This window comes from Sphingobium sp. (genome assembly GCA_023266575.1).
Classification (GTDB): domain Bacteria; phylum Pseudomonadota; class Alphaproteobacteria; order Sphingomonadales; family Sphingomonadaceae; genus Sphingobium.
Genome location: JAHFPV010000010.1, coordinates 106,119 through 128,097, shown reverse-complemented (window position 1 = coordinate 128,097; position 21,979 = coordinate 106,119). Strand labels below are relative to the sequence as shown.

23 protein-coding genes and 1 tRNA gene are annotated in these 21,979 nt (G+C 64.3%); 16 read left to right on the top strand and 8 right to left on the bottom strand.

What is annotated here, in order from left to right:
* Nucleotides 1-19: 19 nt before the first annotated feature.
* Both hppD and phhA read right to left on the bottom strand, forming a co-directional pair.
* Nucleotides 20-1,060, bottom strand: coding sequence for a 4-hydroxyphenylpyruvate dioxygenase (hppD, locus tag Q0D44_RS11580; RefSeq protein ID WP_294136748.1), 1,041 nt, complete (start codon nucleotides 1,058-1,060; stop codon nucleotides 20-22).
* Nucleotides 1,057-1,929, bottom strand: coding sequence for a phenylalanine 4-monooxygenase (phhA, locus tag Q0D44_RS11575; protein WP_294136746.1), 873 nt, complete (start codon nucleotides 1,927-1,929; stop codon nucleotides 1,057-1,059). Before phhA ends, hppD begins: the two co-directional genes overlap by 4 nt.
* Before the next feature lie 94 nt (nucleotides 1,930-2,023).
* Between phhA and Q0D44_RS11570 the strand changes: the two genes are divergently transcribed.
* From Q0D44_RS11570 to Q0D44_RS11515, 12 genes are all read left to right on the top strand, one after another.
* Nucleotides 2,024-2,500, top strand: coding sequence for an Lrp/AsnC family transcriptional regulator (locus tag Q0D44_RS11570; RefSeq protein WP_294136743.1), 477 nt, complete (start codon nucleotides 2,024-2,026; stop codon nucleotides 2,498-2,500).
* A 134-nt stretch (nucleotides 2,501-2,634) separates the two neighbouring features.
* On the top strand, nucleotides 2,635-3,423 hold the full coding sequence (gene lptB, locus Q0D44_RS11565) for an LPS export ABC transporter ATP-binding protein (RefSeq protein ID WP_119746411.1): 789 nt from the start codon (nucleotides 2,635-2,637) through the stop codon (nucleotides 3,421-3,423).
* Between the two features lie 45 nt (nucleotides 3,424-3,468).
* On the top strand, nucleotides 3,469-4,995 hold the full coding sequence (rpoN, locus tag Q0D44_RS11560; protein ID WP_294136736.1) for an RNA polymerase factor sigma-54: 1,527 nt from the start codon (nucleotides 3,469-3,471) through the stop codon (nucleotides 4,993-4,995).
* A 279-nt stretch (nucleotides 4,996-5,274) separates the two neighbouring features.
* On the top strand, nucleotides 5,275-6,126 hold the full coding sequence (locus tag Q0D44_RS11555) for a D-amino-acid transaminase (RefSeq protein ID WP_294136734.1): 852 nt from the start codon (nucleotides 5,275-5,277) through the stop codon (nucleotides 6,124-6,126).
* Nucleotides 6,127-6,358: 232 nt separating this feature from the next.
* Complete coding sequence (locus Q0D44_RS11550) at nucleotides 6,359-7,360, top strand: MarR family transcriptional regulator (RefSeq protein WP_294136732.1); 1,002 nt, start codon at nucleotides 6,359-6,361, stop codon at nucleotides 7,358-7,360.
* A 55-nt stretch (nucleotides 7,361-7,415) separates the two neighbouring features.
* A tRNA-Val gene (locus tag Q0D44_RS11545) sits at nucleotides 7,416-7,491 on the top strand.
* A 139-nt stretch (nucleotides 7,492-7,630) separates the two neighbouring features.
* On the top strand, nucleotides 7,631-7,798 hold the full coding sequence (locus Q0D44_RS11540) for a hypothetical protein (RefSeq protein WP_294136730.1): 168 nt from the start codon (nucleotides 7,631-7,633) through the stop codon (nucleotides 7,796-7,798).
* Between the two features lie 50 nt (nucleotides 7,799-7,848).
* On the top strand, nucleotides 7,849-8,076 hold the full coding sequence (locus Q0D44_RS11535; protein ID WP_217674156.1) for a zinc-finger domain-containing protein: 228 nt from the start codon (nucleotides 7,849-7,851) through the stop codon (nucleotides 8,074-8,076).
* A gap of 43 nt (nucleotides 8,077-8,119) precedes the next feature.
* Nucleotides 8,120-9,562 (top strand): metalloprotease TldD, encoded by a 1,443-nt coding sequence (gene tldD, locus Q0D44_RS11530; protein ID WP_294136728.1) that lies wholly within the window; start codon nucleotides 8,120-8,122, stop codon nucleotides 9,560-9,562.
* 55 nt (nucleotides 9,563-9,617) lie between these two features.
* Nucleotides 9,618-10,193, top strand: coding sequence for a DUF924 family protein (locus tag Q0D44_RS11525; protein ID WP_294136726.1), 576 nt, complete (start codon nucleotides 9,618-9,620; stop codon nucleotides 10,191-10,193).
* A 157-nt stretch (nucleotides 10,194-10,350) separates the two neighbouring features.
* Complete coding sequence (locus Q0D44_RS11520) at nucleotides 10,351-10,689, top strand: P-II family nitrogen regulator (protein ID WP_004209785.1); 339 nt, start codon at nucleotides 10,351-10,353, stop codon at nucleotides 10,687-10,689.
* 13 nt (nucleotides 10,690-10,702) lie between these two features.
* A complete protein-coding gene (locus Q0D44_RS11515; protein ID WP_119749502.1) occupies nucleotides 10,703-12,121 on the top strand; it encodes an ammonium transporter in 1,419 nt (472 codons plus the stop codon).
* Nucleotides 12,122-12,241: 120 nt separating this feature from the next.
* Here Q0D44_RS11515 and Q0D44_RS11510 read toward each other — a convergent pair whose 3' ends face one another.
* The 4 genes from Q0D44_RS11510 to crtY are packed head-to-tail and all read right to left on the bottom strand — an operon-like array spanning nucleotide 12,242 to nucleotide 16,562.
* Complete coding sequence (locus Q0D44_RS11510) at nucleotides 12,242-13,231, bottom strand: phytoene/squalene synthase family protein (RefSeq protein ID WP_294136781.1); 990 nt, start codon at nucleotides 13,229-13,231, stop codon at nucleotides 12,242-12,244.
* 55 nt (nucleotides 13,232-13,286) lie between these two features.
* Nucleotides 13,287-13,868 (bottom strand): TIGR00730 family Rossman fold protein, encoded by a 582-nt coding sequence (locus Q0D44_RS11505; RefSeq protein ID WP_294136722.1) that lies wholly within the window; start codon nucleotides 13,866-13,868, stop codon nucleotides 13,287-13,289.
* Between the two features lie 55 nt (nucleotides 13,869-13,923).
* Nucleotides 13,924-15,414 carry a phytoene desaturase gene (locus Q0D44_RS11500; protein ID WP_294136721.1) on the bottom strand — a complete coding sequence of 497 codons (1,491 nt, stop codon included), beginning with the start codon at nucleotides 15,412-15,414 and terminating at the stop codon, nucleotides 13,924-13,926.
* Nucleotides 15,414-16,562: a lycopene beta-cyclase CrtY gene (gene crtY / locus Q0D44_RS11495; RefSeq protein ID WP_294136718.1), complete on the bottom strand. Its 1,149-nt coding sequence runs from the start codon at nucleotides 16,560-16,562 to the stop codon at nucleotides 15,414-15,416. The genes Q0D44_RS11500 and crtY overlap by 1 nt, the downstream gene beginning before the upstream one ends.
* A gap of 282 nt (nucleotides 16,563-16,844) precedes the next feature.
* On the opposite strand from crtY, the gene Q0D44_RS11490 reads away from it, so the two are divergent.
* From Q0D44_RS11490 to Q0D44_RS11475, 4 genes are read left to right on the top strand one after another with little or no spacing between them, the layout of a single operon-like run.
* On the top strand, nucleotides 16,845-17,117 hold the full coding sequence (locus Q0D44_RS11490; protein WP_294136716.1) for a metal/formaldehyde-sensitive transcriptional repressor: 273 nt from the start codon (nucleotides 16,845-16,847) through the stop codon (nucleotides 17,115-17,117).
* Nucleotides 17,114-18,109: a CDF family Co(II)/Ni(II) efflux transporter DmeF gene (dmeF, locus tag Q0D44_RS11485; protein ID WP_294136714.1), complete on the top strand. Its 996-nt coding sequence runs from the start codon at nucleotides 17,114-17,116 to the stop codon at nucleotides 18,107-18,109. The genes Q0D44_RS11490 and dmeF overlap by 4 nt, the downstream gene beginning before the upstream one ends.
* Nucleotides 18,110-18,165: 56 nt before the next feature.
* Nucleotides 18,166-18,837 (top strand): hypothetical protein, encoded by a 672-nt coding sequence (locus Q0D44_RS11480; protein ID WP_294136711.1) that lies wholly within the window; start codon nucleotides 18,166-18,168, stop codon nucleotides 18,835-18,837.
* 35 nt (nucleotides 18,838-18,872) lie between these two features.
* The gene (locus Q0D44_RS11475) at nucleotides 18,873-19,574 is read left to right on the top strand and encodes a hypothetical protein (protein ID WP_294136709.1); all 702 of its coding nucleotides are present in this window, start codon (nucleotides 18,873-18,875) and stop codon (nucleotides 19,572-19,574) included.
* Here Q0D44_RS11475 and Q0D44_RS11470 read toward each other — a convergent pair whose 3' ends face one another.
* A complete protein-coding gene (locus Q0D44_RS11470) occupies nucleotides 19,575-20,003 on the bottom strand; it encodes a TIGR01244 family sulfur transferase (protein WP_294136707.1) in 429 nt (142 codons plus the stop codon). It lies immediately after the preceding gene.
* A gap of 60 nt (nucleotides 20,004-20,063) precedes the next feature.
* Nucleotides 20,064-21,836 (bottom strand): DNA helicase RecQ, encoded by a 1,773-nt coding sequence (gene recQ, locus Q0D44_RS11465; protein WP_294136705.1) that lies wholly within the window; start codon nucleotides 21,834-21,836, stop codon nucleotides 20,064-20,066.
* Nucleotides 21,837-21,979: the final 143 nt, after the last annotated feature.

Below are 21,979 nucleotides of genomic sequence, written 5' to 3'. Positions count from 1 at the left end.
TCTCCTCGCGTCTCTTATGTCAGGCGTCGACGCTCACCACCCCGCGCCGTATCTGGTCCAGTTCGATACTCTCGAACAAGGCCTGGAAATTGCCGTTGCCAAAGCCTTCATTGCCCTTGCGCTGGATGATCTCGAAAAAGATCGGCCCGAACATCGGCTCGGTAAAGATTTGCAGCAACAGCCCTTCGCTTTCCACATCGCCGTCGATCAGGATGCGGTTTGCGCGCAGCCGTTCCAGATCCTCGCCATGGCCCGGCACGCGCTTGTCGACCAGTTCATAATAGGTCTCAATCGTGTCCTGCAACCGCACGCCGCGCGCGCGCAGCTTTTCCACCGTCGCGTAAATATCGTCGGTGGTCAGCGCCAGATGCTGGATACCCTCGCCATGATAGTCGCGGATAAATTCCTCGATCTGGCTGTTCTCATCCTTGCTTTCGTTGAGCGGGATGCGGATCGCCTTGTCCGGGGCGATCATCGCCTGGCTGGTCAGGCCGGTCGCCTTGCCCTCAATATCAAAGAATTTCTGTTCCTCGAACCCAAACAGGGTGCGGTAAAATTCGCTCCACACCCGCATCTGCCCGCGCCGGACATTGTGCGTCAGATGGTCGAGCAGGTCGAGGCCGACATTGTTGCGCGCCTCCGCCTCACGCCAACCGGGAAATTCGGCCCAGTTGGCATAGGGGTCGCCCCCGTCCGGCATGAAATAGAGGTACGCGCCGCCAATCCCGATGATGACGGTATCATCCTCCTCCGTCGGCTGCGCGCCATTGGCCAGCGCCCATTGCAGCGCGTCCTGCGGATTGGCGACGCGGAACGCCATGGCGCTGGCCGAGGGGCCATGCACGCCGCGAAACGCCGCGACCCGGCCCGCATCGTCGCGGTTGAGCATCAGATTGATCCGCCCCTGCTTGTAGCGGGTGATATTCTTGGTCGGGTGCCGGTGGGTCGCGGTAAAGCCCAGCGCCTCGAACTGCGCAGCCATCGCCTGCGGCTCTGGCGAGGTGAACTCGACGAACTCGAAACCGTTAAGGCCCAGGGGATTGTCGGCACTGGCAGTCATATCGGCTCCTCTTGCATTTTCTTATGGGCATAGGCCTGCGTCCCGCGGGTAAAGACGCGGTCGCCGGGCAGGATAGTGTCGGTGTCGAGATCGCTCTGCTGGTCCAGCGCGGCGTAGAGCGGCGCGAAATCGGTCTCGACCGTCTGGCGCAACAGCTGGTCGAAACTGTCGATGACGAAATAGCTCTGCTGGAAATCGTCAATCTTGTAGCGGGTCCGCATCAGCCGCTGGAGGTTAAAGCCCAGCCGGTTGGGCGAGGGATCTTCCAGCGCGAAATGCGATTCGGCGTTGGACGACACGATCCCCGCGCCATAGAGGCGCAGGCCTTGATCCGTGTCGATCAGCCCGAATTCGACGGTGTACCAGTAGAGCCGCGCCAGCTTCTCGATCGCGCCAAGTCCGTCGGCGCGCAGCCCGCCCTGACCGTAGGCCTGCATATAATCGGCGAACACCGGATTGGCGAGCAGCGGAACATGACCGAATATGTCGTGAAACACGTCCGGCTCCTCCAGATAATCTTCTTGGTTTGGCGTGCGGATGAAGCGACCGGCGGGGAAGCGGCGATTGGCGAGATGATCGAAAAACGCGCGATCCGGCACCAGCCCCGGCACGGCGACCACCTGCCACCCCGTCGCCGCCATCAGCCGATCCGACAGCGCGTCGAAGCGCGGGATGCCCGGCTGGTCCATCCGCAATATGTCCAGCCCGGCGATAAATTCCGGCACCACCCGCCCCGGCAGCATATGCGCCTGCCGGTCGAACAATCGGTCCCACATCGCATGATCGGCCGCGCTGTAGCGGTCCCAGTCCTGCGGGACGGTCCAGTCCTCTGCGGCGTGCGCGGGACGATTGGTCGGGGTGTCAGCCATCGACACAGCATCGCAAATCGGGCGCGAAATTGCTTTTCAAAATGGCCGGCTATTCGACTATAGCTGTAACTAGATTTCATAGAATCGCGATTACATGACGAAATTTGTCGAACTCGACGCCCTCGATCGCCGCATCGTTACAGAGTTGCAGCGCGACGCCGCGCTCAGCAATGCGGACCTCGCCGAACGGGTGGGCAGCACCGGCCCCTCCTGCTGGCGCAGGGTCAGGGCGCTGGAGGAGGCAGGCGTGCTGCGCGGCGCGGTGCGGCTGGCCGATCCGCAATTGCTGGGGCAGGATGTCACCATTTTCTGCCATGTGCGGATGAAGGATTTTTCAGGCGACTCGATTGCCGCGTTTGAGATGTTCGTGCGCGATCATGATCAGGTGATGGAATGTTATTCGATGTCCGGTGAGTGGGATTATCTGATGCGCGTTGTCGCCTCAAACGTCGCCGATTATGAGCATTTCCTGATGCGCACCCTGCTCAAACATCCTTCGGTCGCGGGCGCATCGTCGCAATTTGCGCTGTCGGTGACCAAATATCAGACGGCGCTTCCCGTGCGCGGCTAGGCGCGTCGAAGCCCCCGCCCGGCATTTTCCCCCTTGCCCCGGCGGCATTCCCATGCACAAAGAATGCCAACTGCCCCATGGGCGGGTCAATTTTTACCGGCGGTCAACCCCTTGGCTGCAAATATGGACGAGCCATGCACGACGTCACCACCCAGGACCGGCCCGCCGCCGACCACCGCCCGCTGGCCCCGCAGGAGCTGGGCGACGGCCTGTCGGTCATCTCGATCGCCAAAAGCTATGACAAGCGCGTCGTCCTGTCCGACGTATCGCTGACCGTGGGCAAGGGCGAAGTGGTCGGCCTGCTCGGCCCGAACGGCGCGGGCAAGACGACCTGCTTCTATTCGGTCATGGGGCTGGTCCGCCCCGATCGCGGCCGCATCATATTGGACGGGCAGGATATTACCGGCCTACCCATGTATCGCCGCGCCATATTGGGCCTTGGCTATCTGCCGCAGGAAACGTCGATCTTTCGCGGCCTGACCGTGGCGCAGAATATCAGCGCCGTGCTGGAACTGGCCGAGCCGGATCGCGCCGCGCGCGACGCGCGGCTGGAACAGTTGCTCGACGAATTCGGCCTCACCCGCCTGCGCGATTCGGCCGCGATGGCACTGTCGGGCGGCGAACGGCGCCGCTGCGAAATCGCCCGCGCGCTGGCGGCCAACCCTTCGATCGTGCTGCTGGACGAACCCTTTGCGGGCATCGACCCGCTATCCATCGCCGACATTCGCGATCTGGTCAAAGACCTTAAAAATCGCGGCATCGGCGTCCTCATCACCGACCATAATGTGCGCGAAACGCTCGAAATCGTCGATCGCGCCTGCATCATCTATGGCGGCCAGATGCTGTTTGCCGGCAGCCCGACCGAACTGGTCGCCAATGCCGATGTGCGCCGCCTCTATCTGGGCGAGAATTTCTCGCTCTGACATGATGGTGGCGCGCGCTCACTGTCCTGAATGGACCCTGTTCTAATGGCGCTCGGTCCACGCCTCGACATACGGCAGAGCCAGTCGCTGGTGATGACGCCGCAGCTCCAGCAGGCGATCAAGCTGCTGGCGCTGTCCAATCTGGAGATAGAGGCGTTCGTCGCGGGCGAGCTTGAGAAGAACCCGCTGCTCGACAGCGGCAGCGCGCCTGACGATATGCCCGCGCCCGACGGCATCGACCGCGATGTCGATCGCCCGACGCTTTCGGCAGAAACCGGGTCAAGCGACGATCTGATCGGTCAGGGGCTGGGTGTCAGCGATTCCCCGCTCGACGTGGATTATGGCGCGGAAACCTTCATCGACGATGGCCCCGGCGATCGCATGGCCAGCGCCCATGGCACGGGTAGCGGTTCTGGCAGCGGCATGGACGCGCTGACGGGCGGCAGCGGCGAGGCGCTCGATTTCGACAGTTTCGCCAATCCCGAACCCAGCCTTCAGGAACATCTGATGGATCAGGCCCGCGCCGCCCTGTCCGGCATGGACCTGATCGTTGCTGGCCAGCTGATCGGCCAGATCGACCCGGCGGGCTATCTGGAGGCCAATCTGCTCGAAACCGCCCATGCGCTCGGCCTGCCGCTTTGCGATGTCGAACGGGTGCTGGGCGTCATCCACACATTCGACCCCACCGGGGTCGGCGCGCGTTCGCTGTCCGAATGTCTTGCCCTGCAAGCCAAGGAGGCCGACCGCCACGATCCCTGCATGGCCCGATTGCTCGCCAATCTCGATCTGCTGGCGCGCGGCGCGCTGCCGCAGCTGCGCCGCATCTGCGGCGTGGATGAGGAGGATATGGCCGACATGATCCGCGAGCTGCGCGGCTATGATCCCAAACCGGGCCTGCGCTTTTCCAGCGATCGCGCCGCCCCGGTCACCCCCGACCTGTTCGTGCGGCCGACCGCCGATGGCTGGGCGATCGAGATCAACAGCGCCACCCTGCCCCGCGTCCTCATCAACCGCAGCTACTATGTCGAACTGGCGTCGGGCAAGCAGGACAAGAGCGCCAAGGCCTGGCTCGCCGATTGCCTCGCCAGCGCCAACTGGCTGGTGAAGGCGCTCGACCAGCGGCAGAAAACGATCATCAAGGTCGCCAGCGAAGTCGTCCGCCAACAGGAGGATTTCTTCCGCAAGGGCGTCGCGCATCTGAAACCGCTGACCCTGCGCACCGTCGCCGACGCCATCGCCATGCATGAATCGACCGTCAGCCGGGTGACGTCGAACAAATATCTCTCCTGCCCGCGCGGCCAGTTTGAACTCAAATATTTCTTCACCAGCGGCGTGTCCAACGCAGAAGGCGACGGCGCGGTGTCCGCCGAAGCGGTCAAGAGCCACATCAAGACGCTCATCATGGCCGAAGAACCCCATGCCATCCTGTCGGACGATACCCTCGTCGACCTGCTCCGCGCCAAGGGCATGGACATAGCCCGGCGTACGGTCGCGAAATATCGCGAGGCGATGGGGATCGGGTCATCGGTGCAAAGGCGGCGGCAGAAGGCGTTGCAGGGGAAGGCGGCTTAGACGGGAAGGCAAAGGCGGAGCATCGACCCTGTCCTACAGACCCTCACCCCTGCTATACCTGCTTCCCGGCGCCTTCCCATCGTCCACCCCTCCCCAACCCGCACCAGCGGACGACCGACTTTGCGCCCATTCTTCATGCGCGATATGGGCGAAGTTAGCGAAGTTCCGCGCCCATCACCGGCCCCGCGCCAAGGCAATATGTGCCGCCAAGCCGCTTGACCCTGCCCGCCCGACCGGCAAAAGCAGGGGCTATCCACCGCTCAGGAACCGTCCCGCTTCATGTCGATCGCCTTTCTCAATGGTGCCTTTCTGCCGCTCGATCAGGCGCGGATCTCGCCGCTGGATCGCGGTTTCCTGTTTGCCGACGGCATTTATGAGGTCGCCGCGGTGATCGATGGCGGGCTGGTCGACAGCGCCAGCCATCTCGCCCGGCTGCAACGCTCTGCCGATGCGCTTGGCATCCGCCTGCCGCTCAGCCTTGCCGAGATTGAGGCGGTGCAGAAGCAGCTCGTCGCCCGCAATGCGCTCCATGAAGGGCTGGTCTATCTCCAGCTCACCCGTGGCGCGGACGCGACCCGCGACTTTCTGCCATCGCCCGATACCGCGCCGACCCTCTTCCTGTTCGTGCAGGACAAGCCATTCCTGAACTTGCCCGCCGTCACCACCGGCATCGCGGTTGCCACGATGCCCGACCTGCGCTGGAAACGGCGCGACATCAAAAGCACTGGCCTGCTGGCCCAGGCAATGGCCAAGCAGGCCGCGCGCGACGCGGGCGCGCAGGAGGCCTGGCTGGTCGAGGACGGCTTCGTCACCGAAGGCGCTTCCTCCACCGCCTTCATCGTCACCGACGAAGGCATCATCACCCGCCCCTATAGTCAGGCGGTGCTGGCAGGCTGCACTGGCGACGCGCTGACCGCTTTGGCCGCCGAAAGCGGACTGGCCGTGATCCGCCGTCCCTTTACCGTCGCGGAAGCGCTGTCCGCGAAAGAGGCGTTCATCACCAGCGCATCGACCCTGTGCCAGTCGGTCGTCACCATCGACGGCCAGATCATCGGCAGCGGCACGCCCGGCCCGGTCGCGATGCGGCTGCGCGCGCTCTACATCGCCTTCGCCCGCGCCACGGCGGTGTGACAATTGAGTCCATTTCGGAGCGAATGTCAGCTTTTCCTAAAGTGATAGGAAATTTCCTTCATCCTCCCGCCAGATCGGCTGCAAACTGGACGGAAAGGGCCGCCTGTCGCCCCTTTTCCATGGCCGAATAAGGCCATTGCTCCAGAGCCTGTCCGAAATGGCGAATATGCGGGGCTGAATCGATCCGTTCTTGCTTTATTCTTTAGAACGAAGCTAGAACGGGATTCGGACCATGATGGAAGATTTTTCCTACGCCTCGCCGCTGACGAGCCATAGCGCACCGCTGACGCCGCGCGATGATCGCGCCAGCCTGCTGGTGATCGCCGACCAGATGGACGCCTCCGCTCTGGAGCCGGTCGCTGCGGCGGCAGGCTTCCGCCTGCTGGGGCTGACCGCGCTGGCCGATGCCCCGGTGCGGCTCGATCTTCAGGCCCAGTGTGACACGGTACTGGTCTTTTGTCCCGTCATGACCCCTCTGCTGGAACGCTTGCTGGTGCAACTGGAAACCCAGGCGATCCAGGCTGGCATGGCGGTCATCCTGGTCGCCGGATGGGATACGGTGGAACTCGCCTTCGCCTGCCTGCGCAGCCCGCATACGCAATTACTGTGCGATCCCGACCGGGTCGAACTGGCCGCCGCACTGGTCGCCGCCGGGGAGCGTCGGCCAGCTTCGGGCCAGGTGCATGAAATCGACCGCGAAAGCGCCCGCCTCCAGCAATTGAGCGAGGAAGTCGGTCGCCTTGCCCGCACCCTCGACGCGCTGACCGAGCGGACGCGGGTGGCCACCCCCAGCTTTGATCTGGGCCAGCGTATTTCCGATCGGCCGAGCGACTATATCGGGATGCCCGCGCTCGCCCCGATCGGCGGCGAAGCGACACGCACCGACACGCCCGTCATCACCGCCACACAGGTCCGCGACCTGCTGCGCGCCCGCCGCATCCGCGCCGATTTCCTGCCCGGCGACCTGTTTGCCGATCCCGCCTGGGACATGCTGCTCGACCTGCTGGCGGCCAAGCTGGAACATGAGCGCGTGTCCGTTTCCAGCCTGTGCATCGCCGCCGCCGTGCCGCCCACCACTGCGCTGCGCTGGATCCGCACCCTGACCGACAAGGGGCTGGTCGAGCGGCAGGCCGATCCGCATGACGGCCGCCGCATCTTCATCGCACTGGCCAACGAGGCTGCCGAAGCGCTGACCCGCTGGTTCGGGGCCAGCCGCCGCCTGCTCACCACCTGACTCCCGGCTTGACGCCCCGGCATTTTTCCCTAGATAGACGCTTCTCCGCAGGAGCGGGCGATTAGCTCAGTTGGTAGAGCGTCTCGTTTACACCGAGAATGTCGGCGGTTCGAGCCCGTCATCGCCCACCAGTTTTTCGGCCTTTAGAGCCCGTCCGGGGGACGGGCGGCCGAAAAGCTCCGAGCAGCTATGCTGCGAGGTTGGAGCCGAAATCAAACCGCCTGCGTATCGTTCATCCTGTGGCAAGCATCGCTGCGGCACCATTAGCCCATGCCCTTTGCAGCCCTTATTGGCGGCACCATCGCGCCTGCCCTGCTGATGCTGTCGCCCTTTGCGGTGATGGCGGCGAGCGATTGTGCCGACTGGAAGCCTGCAGCCAAGGCGGTGAAGGGTGGCAGGGATATGCCCTGCAAAAGGCCGCGCCTGCCGCTGATGTAGGCACCTGTCCCATATTGCAGCGCAGCGCCGCCGCTGCTAGGTCCGCGATCATGATCCAGCCGCCTGAAATCATCCGAGTCTCCAAATCCCGCGTCTCCTGCGACGGTTCGGGCGATATTCCTGCCGCGCTCGGCCATCCGCGCGTGTTTCTGGAAATTGACGAGCATGGCTATGTCGATTGCGGCTATTGCGACCGCCGCTTCGTGCTGGCGGGTGGCGCTGCGGATACTGGCGACGTCGGCAACCTGCCCGACATCGCTTCGGGCGCCAGCCTCTAACTTTTCCTTTGGGCCTGGATGATGTCGTCCCTATATCGGGGGCATGACCGATCTGACCGCCCAATTTACCGACGCCCGTGGCCTTCTCTATCGCCCTGGCTTGCTTGATCCCGATGGCGCGCGCCGCCTGACCGCCGATGCGCTCAAAAGCTGCGACGACGGCGAACTCTATCTGCAATATCGCGCCAGCGAGAGTTTCGGTTTCGACGACGGACGGCTGAAAACCGCCGATTATTCGACAGATGCCGGGTTCGGCCTGCGCGGCGTGTCGGGCGAGATGACCGGCTTTGCCCATGCCAACGACATTAGCGAAGCGGCGATCCGCAAGGCGGCGCAGACGCTGACCCTGCTTGATCCGGCCACCGCCCCGCCCGCGCCGCCGCCCCAGCGCACCAACCGCCACCTTTATACCGACGCCAATCCGCTGGAGATCGTCCCCTTTGCCGAGAAGGTGACGCTGTGCGCCGCGATCGATGCCGCCGCCCGCGCCCGCGACCCGCGCGTCGCGCAGGTGTCGGTCAGCCTGGCCGGCAGCTGGTCGGTGGTCGAGATCGTCCGCGCCGACGGCTTTACCGCCACCGACATCCGCCCGCTGGTGCGCCTCAACGTCTCGTTGATTCTGGAAGAAGATGGACGCCGCGAAACCGGCAGCTTCGGCATTGGCGGGCGCTATCTTTACGATCAGGTGATGGAGCCGGCGGTCTGGAACCGCGCGATCGACGAAGCGCTGGCGCAGGCGCAGGTCAATCTCCGCTCGGTCGCGGCGCCGGCTGGTGAAATGACCGTGCTGCTTGGCCCCGGCTGGCCCGGCGTGCTGGTGCATGAAGCCATCGGCCACGGGCTGGAGGGCGATTTCAACCGCAAGGGGACCAGCGCCTTTTCCGGCCGCATCGGCCAGCGCGTCGCTGCGCCGGGCGTGACCGTGGTCGATGACGGCGCGATCGCCAGCCGGCGCGGATCACTTTCGATCGATGATGAAGGCACGCCGACGCGCGAGAATATCCTGATCGAGGATGGCATCCTCAAAGGCTATATGCAGGACCGGCTGAACGCCCGGCTGATGGGGGTCGAGCCGACCGGCAATGGTCGCCGCGAAAGCTATGCCCACGGCCCGATGCCGCGCATGACCAACACCTTCATCAAGGGCGGGAATGACGACCCGGAAGAATTGCTGTCACGCATGAAGTCGGGCATTTTCGCCAAAAGCTTTGGCGGCGGGCAGGTCGACATTGTGTCGGGCAAGTTTGTCTTTTCCTGCACGGAGGCTTACCGGGTCGAGAATGGCAAGCTGGGCGATCCGATCAAGGGCGCGACCCTGATCGGCGACGGTCCGACCGCGCTGACTAAGGTGGTCGGCATCGGCAACGACTGGGCGCTGGACGAAGGCATTGGCATGTGCGGCAAGGGCGGGCAGAGCGTGCCCGCTGGCGTCGGCCAACCGACCCTGCTGATGGAAGGACTGACGGTCGGCGGCACGGCGACCTGACGCTTTGCCGCTACGGATCGCGGAACCCGGCGGGAAGGTCGTGGGTATAGCCTCCATGAACATGCTGACCGACAGCCATGACGCCGTCACCGCCGACTGGGCGGCGGCGCTGCTCGACTTCTGGTTCAATCAGGTCGGCGAGGCAGGCTGGTACAGTCATGATCCGGCGCTGGACCACCAATGTCAGGCACGATTCCAGCCTTTGTGGAGCGAAAAGAAAGCGCTCCCTGCCGACACTTTCCTCAACCGCGCTGACGAGGCGCTGGCCGCTGTGATCCTGTTCGACCAGTTGCCGCGCAACATGTTCCGGGGCACGGCGCAGGCCTTCGCCACTGACGCGCTGGCGCGGGACGTGGCGCGCGGTGCGATCGCCCATGGCTATGACATTCAGATCGGCGGCGCAGGGCGGCTCTTCTTCTACATGCCGTTCCAGCATAGCGAGGCGCTTGAGGATCAGGAGCTGTCGCTGACCTTGTTTGAAGGGGCCGGCGACCCCCGTTCGCTCGACTTTGCCCGGCAGCATCATGCAACCATCGCCCGCTTTGGCCGTTTCCCGCATCGCAATGCCGCGCTGGGGCGGGAGACGCTGCCCGAAGAAGCCGGTGCCGTTGCGGAAGGCGCGCAATGGTAGGCTGACGCTGCCTATTTTTTGAGCATCGAAACGACGCTGCCCATTTTTTTGGCGCTGCCCTTCATGTCATCGCGCCGCAAGCCCGCGTTAACCCGCGTTTAACAAATTGGCACGCCTCTTGCTGAGTAGTCCCCGCACACCAGTAACAGGGGGCGACATGAAACTTGTCATGGCTATCATCAAGCCGTTCAAGCTTGACGATGTCCGCGAGGCACTCTCCTCGCTCGGCATCGCAGGTATGACGGTCAGCGAAGTTAAGGGCTTTGGCCGCCAGAAGGGGCAGACCGAAATCTATCGCGGCGCCGAATATTCCACCAACATGGTCCCGAAGATCAAGATCGAGGTGGTCTGCGACGACGACCTTGCGCCGCGCGTCGTGGAAGCGACCCAGGCGGCCGCCAATTCGGGCGCCATCGGCGATGGCAAGATCTTCGTCCTCGATGTCGGTCAGGCCGTGCGTATCCGCACCGGCGAGACCGGCGAAACCGCGCTGTAAGAAGGGGGAAATAATGACCTTTTCCAAGAAACTTTGCGGGGTAGCGGGGGCGCTTGGCCTGACCCTGCTCGCCGCGTCGCCGGCATTTGCCGGCCCGATCAAGGCACCTGACGCCGCTGCCATGGCCGGCATGGTCAACAAGGGCGACGTCGCCTGGATGCTGATCTCCGCCGCTCTGGTGTTGATGATGTCGATCCCCGGCCTCGCCCTCTTCTACGGCGGTCTGGTCCGCAGCAAGAATATGCTGTCGGTCCTGATGCAGGTTTTCATGATCGTGTCGGTCGCGGGCCTGGTTTGGGTCTGCTGGGGCTACAGCCTCGCCTTCACCAGCAACAATCCGTTCATCGGCAACTTCTCCAAGGCGTTCCTGATGGGCGTCGACGCCACCACTTATGCAGCGACGTTCAGCAATAACGTCTATCTGCCTGAACTGGTGTTCGTCGTGTTCCAGATGACCTTCGCCATGATCACCCCGGCCCTCATCGTCGGCGCTTTTGCCGAACGCGTGAAGTTTTCGGCGCTGATCGTGTTCGTGGTCGCCTGGCTGACCGTGATCTATTTCCCGATCGCGCACATGGTCTGGTATTGGGCTGGCCCCGACTTCCTGGCTGATGCACCGACCGACACCGGCTTCCTATGGGGCATGGGCGCGCTTGATTTCGCGGGCGGCACCGTCGTCCACATCAATGCGGGCATCGCTGGCCTGGTTGGCTGCCTCATGATCGGCAAGCGCGTTGGCTTCCCCAAGGAACCCATGCCGCCGCACTCGCTCGTCATGACCATGATCGGCGCAAGCCTGCTGTGGGTCGGCTGGTTCGGTTTCAACGCCGGCTCCAACCTGGAAGCCAATGCCGTGACCGGCGTCGCCTTCATCAACACCATGGTCGCCACCTGCGCAGCCGCCGTCAGCTGGGCGCTGGTCGAACAGTTCCACCATGGCAAGCCTTCGTTGCTGGGTGCCGTCACCGGCGCTGTCGCCGGCCTCGTCGCCATCACCCCGGCGGCTGGTCTGGGCGCGCCTATGACCTCGGTCGTCCTGGGCTTCGTCGTCTCGCCGATCTGCTACATCTTCGTGGCCTTCGTGAAGGGGAAGCTCGGCTATGACGACAGCCTGGACGTGTTCGGCGTCCACTGCGTTGGCGGTATCGTTGGCGCCATTGCCACCGGCATCGTCGCCTCTCCGGCGCTCGGCGGTCAGGGTTATTTCGACTATACCGTCTTTCCGGCGGGTTTCGATGCCTCGGCCTACAGCATCTCCGGTCAGGTCATCACCCAGATCAAGGCGGTCCTGTTGACCCTCGTCTGGTCCGGCGTGGGTAGCGCGATCCTCTTCTTCGTCATCGACAAGACCATCGGTCTGCGTCCGAGCGCCGAAGATGAACAGCAGGGTCTGGATCTCTCCAGCCACGGTGAGCGCGCCTACAATATGTAAGACTTGGCAGGGCGGGCCGCCCGAAAGAGACAAGGCCCGCCCGCCCCACTATGTTCCTCCTGCGAACATGCCTTGGGCCGATGCGAAAGCATCGGCCTTTTTTTGTTCTTGGAGGAAATGTCAGGCTGTTGGGCGAGTCCACAAATCAGCAGGGCGCGGCGTAGTCGCGGGCCAGCGCTGGGCGCGGCCGATCACCTGCCAGCCGGACCGGGCAACCCATAGCAGCTTGTCGGACTTGGGCGTGACGACGCGATGGTCCCACGCCCGTCCGCCCCTTCTGGCGACTTCACGCGCAATGTCGCCATAGATACCTGCTGCGGCCAGGACCGCCCAGGCGGCGCGCGGCGGAAGTGCACCGGTGCCGTGGCGCGCGCTTTGTTCGTAGGCGGCGGCCATGTCGGCCATCCGCTTGCCCAACTGGGCAAGACGCGGGCGCGCCCATGGCTTCATATGTTCGCCGGGCGGGATATCCATTTCCGCCAGCCACTCCTGCGGCAGGTAGCAGCGGTCGGCGGCCTCATCCTCGCTGATGTCGCGGGCGATATTGGCCAGCTGAAACGCCAATCCCAGATCGCAGGCGCGGTCCAAAGTGGCCTCATCGGTCGGATCGACCCCCATCAGCACCGCCATCATGCAGCCGACAGCGCCCGCGACATGGTAGCAATAAAGCAGCATGTCGTCCTGACTGCGCGGTCGCCAGTCGCGTGCGTCGAGCGCGAAGCCCTCGATCAGGTCATGGGCATAGCGGGCGGGAATGGCACATTCGCGCATTACCACGCCGAAGCCGTCAAAGGCAGGATCGCCCGTTGCTTCTCCCCGGAGCGCCATGTCGGTCAGGACGCGAATGGTGGAGAGTCGCGCCTGCCCGTCAGTCACGCCGGTGAGCGTGCCGCCATGGTCCTGCCCGTCGGCGATGTCGTCGCATTTGCGGCACCAGGCATAGAGCAGCCAGGCGCGTTCGCGGGTCACCCGGTCGAACAGGGTGGAGGCCATGGCGAAGGATTTGGAACCACGCGCGATACTCGCCTGCGCATGGGCGACGAGGGCGGGTCGGTCGTAGTCTCCCCTCCCGCTTGCGGGAGGGGGCGGGGGAGGGGTTGTTAAATCCATCATGCGGACATGCCCTCCCCTAACCCCTCCCGCAAGCGGGACGGGGACTTTTCAGTCACAACCGATCCGCCTTCATCGCGAAGATCGTTTCGTGCGGTTGATAGGCGGCCATGGCGTCGAGCAGAGCGTCAATGCCGTCGGCATGGAGCAGAATGCCCGCATGTTGGGCGCGGATGAAGCCTGCCTGCACCATCTGGCGGTTGAAGCCGATCAGCTGGTCGTAGAAGCCGCCGACATTGAGCAGGCCGACCGGCTTTTGGTGGTAACCCAGTTGCGACCAGCTGATCGCTTCCCACAATTCGTCCATCGTGCCCACGCCGCCGGGCAGGGTGACGAAGCCGTCCGACAGGTCGGTGAACAGCTGTTTGCGCTGGTGCATGGTCTGGACGACGTGCAACTCCGTGCAGCCGCGATGGGCGACTTCGGCGCCGACCAAGGCTTCGGGGATCACGCCAATCACCTCCCCGCCCGCTTCCAGCACAGCATCCGCGACTGCGCCCATCAGGCCAAGGCGACCGCCGCCATAGACGACGCCGATACCGCGCGCGGCCAGGGTGTGGCCGACATGGCGGGCGGCTTCGATAAAGGTGGGATCGGCGGGGGTGGCCGATCCGCAATAGACTGCCAATCTTTTCATACTCTTCCCATATTCACATATGGCATATCAGACACTATCATTATATATCAGACACTTAACTTGTCGATGCCATATCGTCGATCATCAGTGCCGCAGTCGCCTTCGCGCTGCCGACGACGCCAGGAATGCCAGCCCCCGGATGCGTGCCTGCGCCCACCAGATAAAGGTTGGGGATCACATCGTCGCGATTATGCGCGCGGAACCAAGCGCTCTGGGTCAGTAGCGGCTCCAGGCTGAAGGCGCTGCCCAGATGGGCGTTCAGATCCCGCCCGAAATCGGACGGCGCATAATGGAATTGGGTGACGATGCGCGAACGGATGTCGGGGATCAGGCGATGCTGGATCTCGTCCAATATGCGTTCGGCATAGGCGGGCGCGAACTGGTCCCAGTCGATCGGCAGCTTGCCCATATGCGGCACCGGGGCGAGCGCGTAGAAGGTGGAATGACCTTCGGGCGCCATCGACGGATCGGTGACGGTCGGGTGGTGCAGATAGAGGGAGAAATCCTCCGGCAGCACGCCATGATCATAAATGTCGGTCAGCAGCCCCTTATAGCGCGGCCCGAACAGGATCATATGGTGCGGGATGCCGGGCCAGCTGCCTTTGATGCCGAAATGCAGCACGAACAGGCTGGGCGACCAGCGCTTGTGCGCCAGCTTCTCGCCCTGTTTTTGCCCGCGCGGATGGTGGGCCAGCAGATCGCGATAGCTGTGCATCAGGTCGGCGTTGCTGGCGACCGCATCGGCCTCCCCGCGCCAGCCCGACGCGGTATGGACGGCGGTGACCTTGTCGCCATGGGTTTCGATCCGGGTCACCTTGTCACCCAGACGCAATGTGCCGCCCAGCCGCTCGAAATGGGTGGCCATGCCCTGCACCAGACGGTTGGTGCCGCCTTTGGCGAACCAGACGCCGCCATCCTTTTCCAGCTTGTGGATCAGCGCATAGATGGCGCTGGTGTTCATCGGATTGCCGCCGACCAGAAGCGTGTGGAAGGACAGCGCCTCGCGCAGCTTGTCATTCTTCACATAGGAGGAGACGATCGAATAAACCGAGCGCCAGGCCTGATATTTGGCAAGGGCGGGCGCGGCCTTGATCATCGAGGCGAAGTCGAGGAAGGCGACGGAGCCGAGCTTGCGATACCCCTCCTCATAGACGCCGGCGGCATAATCGAGGAAGCGTTCATAGCCTGCGACATCGGCGGGATCGAGCTTGGCGATCTCCGTCCGCAGCGACGCTTCGTCATTGCTATAATCGAAATTGGTGCCGTCGCGCCAGTTGAGGCGGTAGAAGGGGCTGACCGGCATCAGCGTCACATCCTGCGCCATGTCATGCCCCGACAGACGCCACAGTTCCGACAGGCAGTCGGGGTCGGTGATGACGGTCGGCCCGGCGTCGAAGGTGAAGCCGTCCTTTTCCCACATGTAGGCGCGCCCGCCGGGACGGTCGCGCGCCTCCACCAAAGTGGTCTCTATACCGGCGGATTGCAGGCGGATGGCGAGCGCCAGCCCGCCAAAGCCTGCGCCGATGACGATCGCTCTTCTGGTCATCAGGCGGGCGGATTCAACAATGTTCGCATGGCATCCCTTATGGGCACGGGGGGGCGTCCGCACAAGATGCGGATGCGGTCGGTGAGGGTGGAGCGTCCGGCGTAGAAGCGCTGGATGAGCGGCGCGGACAGGCGATAGAAGCGGGCGAAGATGCGCCAGCGCTGGTCGGGTTGCGCCGCGCCGAACAGCATCTTGCTGAGCAGGCGATAATAGCCGCCATTGCGCCAGTGGGCAGCGGCGCGGGCGCGGGTGACGGCAGCCAGACGATCGAGCGGCTGGTCCACCAGCCAGGTGGCAAAGCGCACCGCGTCGGGCAGCGAATAGCCGGTCATTGGTTGAAAAAGCCCTGCCCGCACCCCGGCCCGCGCGACCGGATCGTCGCTGGGCCAATAGGCGTCGAAATCCCCGCCATGGACCACCGGCAGCACGCCCTGTTCGCGGTGGATGACAGTGCCGTGCCAGCCCATGCCTTGTGCATAGGCGGTGATGCGCGCGCCGATGGTGGCGACATCCAGCGCCGGGCTGTTGCTGTAATAGGTGTCCTCTATGAAGATCGTACGTGCGTCCCAGGGCAGCAGATAGACGAAACGATAGCCATCGATCTGATCCACGGTTGCGTCCATGATCACCGGCCGGTCGATCCCGTGCGGCGCGTCGAGCCGTAGCGTATGGCCGACAAATTTCTGCCAGCCACAGCGTAATGTCGACAGATCGCCCGCGCCGCGCGCGTCGATGACCGCACCTGCGGCAATCTCTCGCCCGTCCGCCAGCGTGATGCCCGACGGTGACACGGACATGGCATCCGCCCCGGTCAACACGGCGTCGCCCAGCACGGCGCGGACATGGGCGTCGAGCTTGGGCGAGGCGACGCTGTTATAGGGGGTGTCGAGCCGACGCTGATGGCCGGGAAAGCGGACGTCATGGCCCTGCGGCCAGCGATGGCTGACCAGCGGATCGACCAGCCAGCGGTCACCCGGCACGACATCGCCATCGAAAAAGGACCAGATATGATTGCCGCCAATCACCGCGTCACGCTCGATCAGCGCCAGCCGCACATCGGGCCGCCGCGCAGCGAAGGCGAGCGCAATCAGGCTGCCCGCCAGGCCGCCGCCAAGGATCGCCAGATCGCATTCCACCCGGTTGGTCATGCCATCCTGTTAGGGGAGGCGATAAGACAAGGCCATGCCTCAAATGGCGCGGCGGCATGGTTTTTGGGGAAGCGGCTGGAGACGGGTGCGCCGTCAAGCGCGGGTTGGTTTTCCTGTCCCCCGTTCGTTTCGAGCCCTTCGACTGCCCGCCTGCGGCAGGCGCTCAGGATAAACTGCGTCGAGAAACGTCGCGCGCAGGTTTCTCGACTTCGCTCGAAACGAACGGAGGCTGGTGTATCAAGCTCTGGTCAAAGTCCAGAAAATAGCATAGGGGGCTATCCTATGCATATTATCGCTGATCGGGACAAGTTGCTGGCGCGGGTGCGTCGTATCGCGGGACAGCTGGCTGCCGTCGAGCGCCAACTGGCGGGCGACGCGGGTTGCTCCGAAACGCTGCAACTGGTGGCGTCGGTGCGCGGCGCGGTGGGCAGTTTGATGGAGGAGCTGATCGAGCAGCATATGCGCGAGCATGTCGCCCGGCCCGGCCTGACCGATGCCGAGCGCACAGCTGCAAGTGAGGAAATGCTGGCGCTGATCCGCCGCTACGGGAAATGACGATGCATAACGACCATCATCATCATGGCGATCATCCCCATGATCGGGACCATGACCAGGGGCTGGAAAATGCCGCATCGCTGCAAGGCGGCGATGGCGAGGACAGCCATTATTTCGACCATATCTATCTGTCCGCCGGACATGACGAAAATGCCAAGCGCACCCTGTGGGTCGTCTGGCTGACTGCGGCGACCATGGTGGTGGAAATTGTTGCTGGCTGGACCACCGGATCGATGGCGCTGCTGGCCGATGGCTTTCATATGGCCACGCACGCGGGCGCGCTGGCGGTAGCGGCGGCGGCCTATGGCTATGCCCGGCGGCACGCGCGCAACCCGCGCTTTACCTTTGGCACCGGCAAGGTTGGCGATCTGTCGGGCTTCGCGTCCGCCCTGTTGCTGGGCGTCATGGCGCTGTTCATCGCGATCGAATCGGGGATGCGCTTCTTTCAGCCGGTCGAGGTTGCCTTTGGCGAAGCGACCTTGGTGGCGGTCGTCGGGCTGGTCATCAATATCATCAGCGCCTTCCTGCTGGGGCATGACCATAGCCATGATCATGACGGGCATGATCACGCCGATGGTGCCAAGCATGGCCATGCCGACAATAATCTGCGCGCTGCCTATGTGCATGTGCTGACCGATGCGCTGACGTCGGTGCTGGCGATCGCGGCGTTGCTGGCGGGGCGATATCTGGGCTGGTGGTGGATGGACCCGGCGGTCGGCCTGCTGGGCGCGGTGGTGATTGCGCGCTGGGCCTGGGGCCTGATGAAGGATACCGCCGCCATCCTGCTCGATACCGCCGAACCGGCGCTGATGGCGAGGGTGCGGACGCTGGTGGAGGCCGAGGGCGCGACCATCCGCGACCTGCACGTCTGGCGCATCGGACCCCATGCCCATGCATCTATCATCAGCCTGGCACCGGGCGCAGACGCCGCGCGGATACGCGCGCGGGTGCGCACCCTGCCCCGGATGGAGCATGTGACGGTGGAGAGCTGAGATTTCCATGCTCTAAGGGGATTGCCCTGCGCACCGGCTTTGTTCGATGATGCGCCATGGATTTCATGAAATGGATCAACTCGCTCGACGAGCTTCTCTACGAAGTCATGAGCTGGCTGCTCTTCTTCCCGCTGACGCTGTGGCGTTCGATCGTCCATCCCTTTGCGATGATGGACTATGCCGACGACCAGCTCGCTTTGCCCGATGACGAGCAATATGGCGCGGCGCTCAGTCCGCCGCTGTTCCTGGCGATTGCGCTGCTGATGGCCCATGCGGTGTCGCTGGCGCTGGGGCAAGTCGACGCGATCGTCGCCGACCGGCACGGGCTGGCCGGATTGGTCAATGACGATGCCAGCGCGCTGGTGCTGCGCCTTGTGGTTTTTGCGTCCTTTTCCCTGTTCACCGCGACAAGGATGGTGCGCCGGCGCGGCCTGCCGATCGACCGCAATGCGTTGCGCGCGCCCTTTTACGCGCAATGCTATCCCACCGGCGTGTTCGCGCTGGGGATTGGCATCGGCATCAGCCTGGCCCGCACGACAATGCCGACCACCTATATGGGCGGCATCGGGCTGGTCGTCGCAAGCATAGTCTATTATGTCATCGTAGAGACACGCTGGTTCGCCATAAAGCTGGAAACCGGCTATATTTCCGCGATTGGTGCGGTTGCCATCACCCTGTTTGAAGCATTTACCCTGTTCCTTATCGTCGGATTTCTGTTCACGCGCTAATGTTCATATCTGCGCCCTGTCTGGAGGATTGATCCATGCGTTGCCTGCCTGTGATAGCCGTCCTGCTGGCGGCATCCGCGACCCCCGCCATCGCCCAGACCCCGCCCGATGTCGCCGACCTGGTCGGTGCCAGGGCCGCCGGGGGCGAAACCCAGCTGGAGGCGCGGGGCTATCGCTTCGTCACCACCAATGTGGTGCGTGACACGAAATGGTCCTTCTGGTGGAGCGAGCGGCAGCGGCAGTGCATTTCGGTGGCGACGGCGGAGGGCCGATACAGTGCGATCGGCACGGTTCCGGCGGCCAATTGCAATGCTGGCGGCAGCGCGGCAATGCGGCCAACGCAGCCTCATGACCGGATTTCGCTGGTCTGTATCGGCGCGGGCAGCGGGCCGGCGGCGCAAAGCACGTCAGGCTATCGCTACAACCGCAAGTCGCGCAAATTCGAGCCGGAATTTGGCACGACCATGGGGCGCGAAGCCTTCTCGTCCGACCTGGAAATCGAGATTGCCGATGGCGTCGGCCGGGTGCATCCGTCCGGCAAGCTGGTGTCGCCGATCCATTCGGGCGGGAGCGACGGCTGGTGGCCGATCGCCGACCTGCTGGTGACGCCGGACCGGATTACGGGCAGCTATCGCATGAACGGGCTGAACAAGCCGCGCATCGACTATGATCGCCGCACGCGCATCGTCCATGTGCGCGCGGCGACCGAATTTACCGGGCGGTGCGAGGAGCAGTGATCAGTCGCTCTTGAGCGCGTCCATGATCTGGCGCACCGGGGCGATGTCATAGCCTGCGGCGGCGGCCTGTGCTGCCAGCACGTCGCCATTGTCGCCTGCCCGCGCGCGGGTGAGCGCCCAGAGCAAGGTGCTGCGGGTGCCTGACCGGCAATAAGCGAGCGTCTTACCCGTCCCGGCCTGTTCCAGCGCGGCGGCCATGCCATCGAGCTGCCAGGGGGCAAAGCCGCCATGGGCTACGGGGACGGCGACATAGGCGATGCCCGCCGCCTTAGCCGCGGCTTCGATTTCCGCGCCGTTGACCTGACCCGGCTCCTCGTCATCGGGGCGGTTGTTGACGATCATTGTCACACCCTGAGCCTTGGCCTCTGCCACCTGATTGATCGTGATCTGGGGCGAAACGAGGATATGGTCGGTCAGTTTGCGGAACATCGGTGGGTCTCCTTTGCTCATCCCATGCGCCCGGACAGCGCCGGTTTCAAGGATGTCGCGTTACAGAAAGGGCCGGATCGCCGCCAGGAAGGCATCGCCCCAGGCGTCGAGCTTTTTCTGGCCGACGCCACTGATCGTGCCCAGATCGCGCAGGCTGGTGGGGCGCTGTTCGGCCATTTCGCGCAGGGTCGAATCGTGGAAGATGACATAGGGCGGCACGCCCGCCTCCTGCGCCAGTTCGCGGCGGCAGGTGCGCAGCGCGTCGAACAGCGGGTCGCCGACCGGATTGGCCTCCGCCCCGTTGCGGGCGTTGCGCTTGCGGCGTTCGCGCTTGGGCGGCACGAGGATGCGGACTTCCTCCTCGCCACGCAGGATCGGCCGGGCGTTGGGGCCGAGCATCAGCCCGCCATGTTCGGTCGTTTCCAGCGCGTCGCGCACCAGCAGCGCGCGCGATACCGGGCGCAGCAGCGCGGTTTCGTCGCCCGACACGATGCCATAGACCGAAATCTTGTCATGGCCGCGCTCGCGCAACTTGTCGGTGACGCCGCCGGTCAGCACCGCCTCGATATGGCCGGAGCCGAAGCTTTGCCCGGTGCGATAGACGGCTGAGAGATATTTGCGCGCGGTTTCGGTGGCGTCGACGCTGGCGGGCGGCGAGAGGCAATTGTCGCAATTGCCGCAAGTCGCTGGCGGGGATTCGCCGAAATGGCGCAACAGGATCGCGCGACGGCAGGTGGCGGTCTCCACCAGCGCGCCGAGCGCGGCGATGCGGGTGCGCTCCCCCTGCTGGCGGGACGGGTCCAGTTCCATGATCCGCTGACGGGCGCGGGCGAAATCCTCCGCGCCCCAAAAGAGATGCGCGACCGCCGGTTCGCCATCGCGGCCCGCGCGGCCCGATTCCTGATAATAGCCCTCGATCGACTTGGGCAGGCCCGCATGGGCGACGAAGCGCACATCGGGCTTGTCGATGCCCATGCCGAAGGCGACGGTGGCGACCATCACCATATCTTCGCTGGCGATGAAGGCGGCCTGGTTGCGGGCGCGGACGGCGGGGTCGAGGCCCGCATGATAGGCGCGCACGGGGCGGCCGCCGCGACCCAGCGTTTCGGCCATTTTCTCGGTCGCGGCGCGGGTCTGGGCATAGACGATGCCGGGGCCGGGATGGGTGGCGACCAGATCGGCGAGCTGACTGGACAGGCCGTCGCGCGGATGGACGGCGTAACGGATATTGGGCCGGTCGAAGCCGGAGATGATGAGACCATCGCGCGGGATGCCCAACTGGACGAGGATATCCTCGCGCGTATGGGCGTCCGCGGTTGCGGTGAGGGCGAGGCGCGGGACATCGGGAAATTCGTCGAGCAGCGGGCGCAGCAGGCGATAGTCGGGGCGGAAATCATGGCCCCATTCGGACACGCAATGGGCTTCGTCGATCGCGAACAGGGCGACCTTTGCCGATCGGAGCAGGCTGCGAAACCCCTCCTGACTGGCGCGTTCGGGGGCGACATAGAGCAGGTCGAGATCGCCATTGCGGAGGCGATCCTGCGTCTCGCGCCAGTCGGCGTCCACGCTGGTCAGGCTGGCGGCGCGCAGGCCCACGGCGTTGGCCGCGCGCAACTGGTCGTGCATCAACGCAATCAGCGGCGATACGACGACGCAGCAGCCGTCCAGCGCGGCGGACGGCAGCTGGTAGCAGAGCGACTTGCCCGCCCCGGTTGGCATGATCGCCAGCGTGGGCAGCCCCGCCATAACGCGCCCCACCACCTGTTCCTGCACCCCGCGAAAGGCGGGAAAGCCGAATATGTCGTGAAGGAGGGTGGGAATGTCGGGCCGCATCGCATGGCCTCTAGCGGCTGAGGCGCAGGGGGGCCAGTGGGTGTTACGTTATGATGAGGGTGCGGGGGGTAGCGGACGTCCCTTATCCCTCTCCTTTGAGGGAGAGGGCTGCGCAGACTTGGCTGCTTGCAGCCTTAGTCGTA

Excerpts from the sequence above, each read along its gene's own strand:
- Q0D44_RS11490 (WP_294136716.1), top strand. The coding sequence starts at position 16,845 with ATGCATATTATCGCTGATCGGGACAAGTTGCTGGCGCGGGTGCGTCGT.
- dmeF (WP_294136714.1), top strand. The coding sequence starts at position 17,114 with ATGACGATGCATAACGACCATCATCATCATGGCGATCATCCCCATGAT.
- Q0D44_RS11550 (WP_294136732.1), top strand. The coding sequence starts at position 6,359 with ATGATGGAAGATTTTTCCTACGCCTCGCCGCTGACGAGCCATAGCGCA.
- Q0D44_RS11540 (WP_294136730.1), top strand. The coding sequence starts at position 7,631 with ATGCCCTTTGCAGCCCTTATTGGCGGCACCATCGCGCCTGCCCTGCTG.
- recQ (WP_294136705.1), bottom strand. The coding sequence starts at position 21,836 with ATGCGGCCCGACATTCCCACCCTCCTTCACGACATATTCGGCTTTCCC.
- Q0D44_RS11500 (WP_294136721.1), bottom strand. The coding sequence starts at position 15,414 with ATGACCAGAAGAGCGATCGTCATCGGCGCAGGCTTTGGCGGGCTGGCG.
- crtY (WP_294136718.1), bottom strand. The coding sequence starts at position 16,562 with ATGACCAACCGGGTGGAATGCGATCTGGCGATCCTTGGCGGCGGCCTG.
- lptB (WP_119746411.1), top strand. The coding sequence starts at position 2,635 with ATGCACGACGTCACCACCCAGGACCGGCCCGCCGCCGACCACCGCCCG.
- tldD (WP_294136728.1), top strand. The coding sequence starts at position 8,120 with ATGACCGATCTGACCGCCCAATTTACCGACGCCCGTGGCCTTCTCTAT.
- Q0D44_RS11520 (WP_004209785.1), top strand. The coding sequence starts at position 10,351 with ATGAAACTTGTCATGGCTATCATCAAGCCGTTCAAGCTTGACGATGTC.
- Q0D44_RS11570 (WP_294136743.1), top strand. The coding sequence starts at position 2,024 with ATGACGAAATTTGTCGAACTCGACGCCCTCGATCGCCGCATCGTTACA.
- Q0D44_RS11525 (WP_294136726.1), top strand. The coding sequence starts at position 9,618 with ATGAACATGCTGACCGACAGCCATGACGCCGTCACCGCCGACTGGGCG.
- Q0D44_RS11515 (WP_119749502.1), top strand. The coding sequence starts at position 10,703 with ATGACCTTTTCCAAGAAACTTTGCGGGGTAGCGGGGGCGCTTGGCCTG.
- rpoN (WP_294136736.1), top strand. The coding sequence starts at position 3,469 with ATGGCGCTCGGTCCACGCCTCGACATACGGCAGAGCCAGTCGCTGGTG.
- Q0D44_RS11505 (WP_294136722.1), bottom strand. The coding sequence starts at position 13,868 with ATGAAAAGATTGGCAGTCTATTGCGGATCGGCCACCCCCGCCGATCCC.
- Q0D44_RS11475 (WP_294136709.1), top strand. The coding sequence starts at position 18,873 with ATGCGTTGCCTGCCTGTGATAGCCGTCCTGCTGGCGGCATCCGCGACC.
- Q0D44_RS11470 (WP_294136707.1), bottom strand. The coding sequence starts at position 20,003 with ATGTTCCGCAAACTGACCGACCATATCCTCGTTTCGCCCCAGATCACG.
- Q0D44_RS11555 (WP_294136734.1), top strand. The coding sequence starts at position 5,275 with ATGTCGATCGCCTTTCTCAATGGTGCCTTTCTGCCGCTCGATCAGGCG.
- phhA (WP_294136746.1), bottom strand. The coding sequence starts at position 1,929 with ATGGCTGACACCCCGACCAATCGTCCCGCGCACGCCGCAGAGGACTGG.
- Q0D44_RS11510 (WP_294136781.1), bottom strand. The coding sequence starts at position 13,231 with ATGGATTTAACAACCCCTCCCCCGCCCCCTCCCGCAAGCGGGAGGGGA.
- hppD (WP_294136748.1), bottom strand. The coding sequence starts at position 1,060 with ATGACTGCCAGTGCCGACAATCCCCTGGGCCTTAACGGTTTCGAGTTC.
- Q0D44_RS11535 (WP_217674156.1), top strand. The coding sequence starts at position 7,849 with ATGATCCAGCCGCCTGAAATCATCCGAGTCTCCAAATCCCGCGTCTCC.
- Q0D44_RS11480 (WP_294136711.1), top strand. The coding sequence starts at position 18,166 with ATGGATTTCATGAAATGGATCAACTCGCTCGACGAGCTTCTCTACGAA.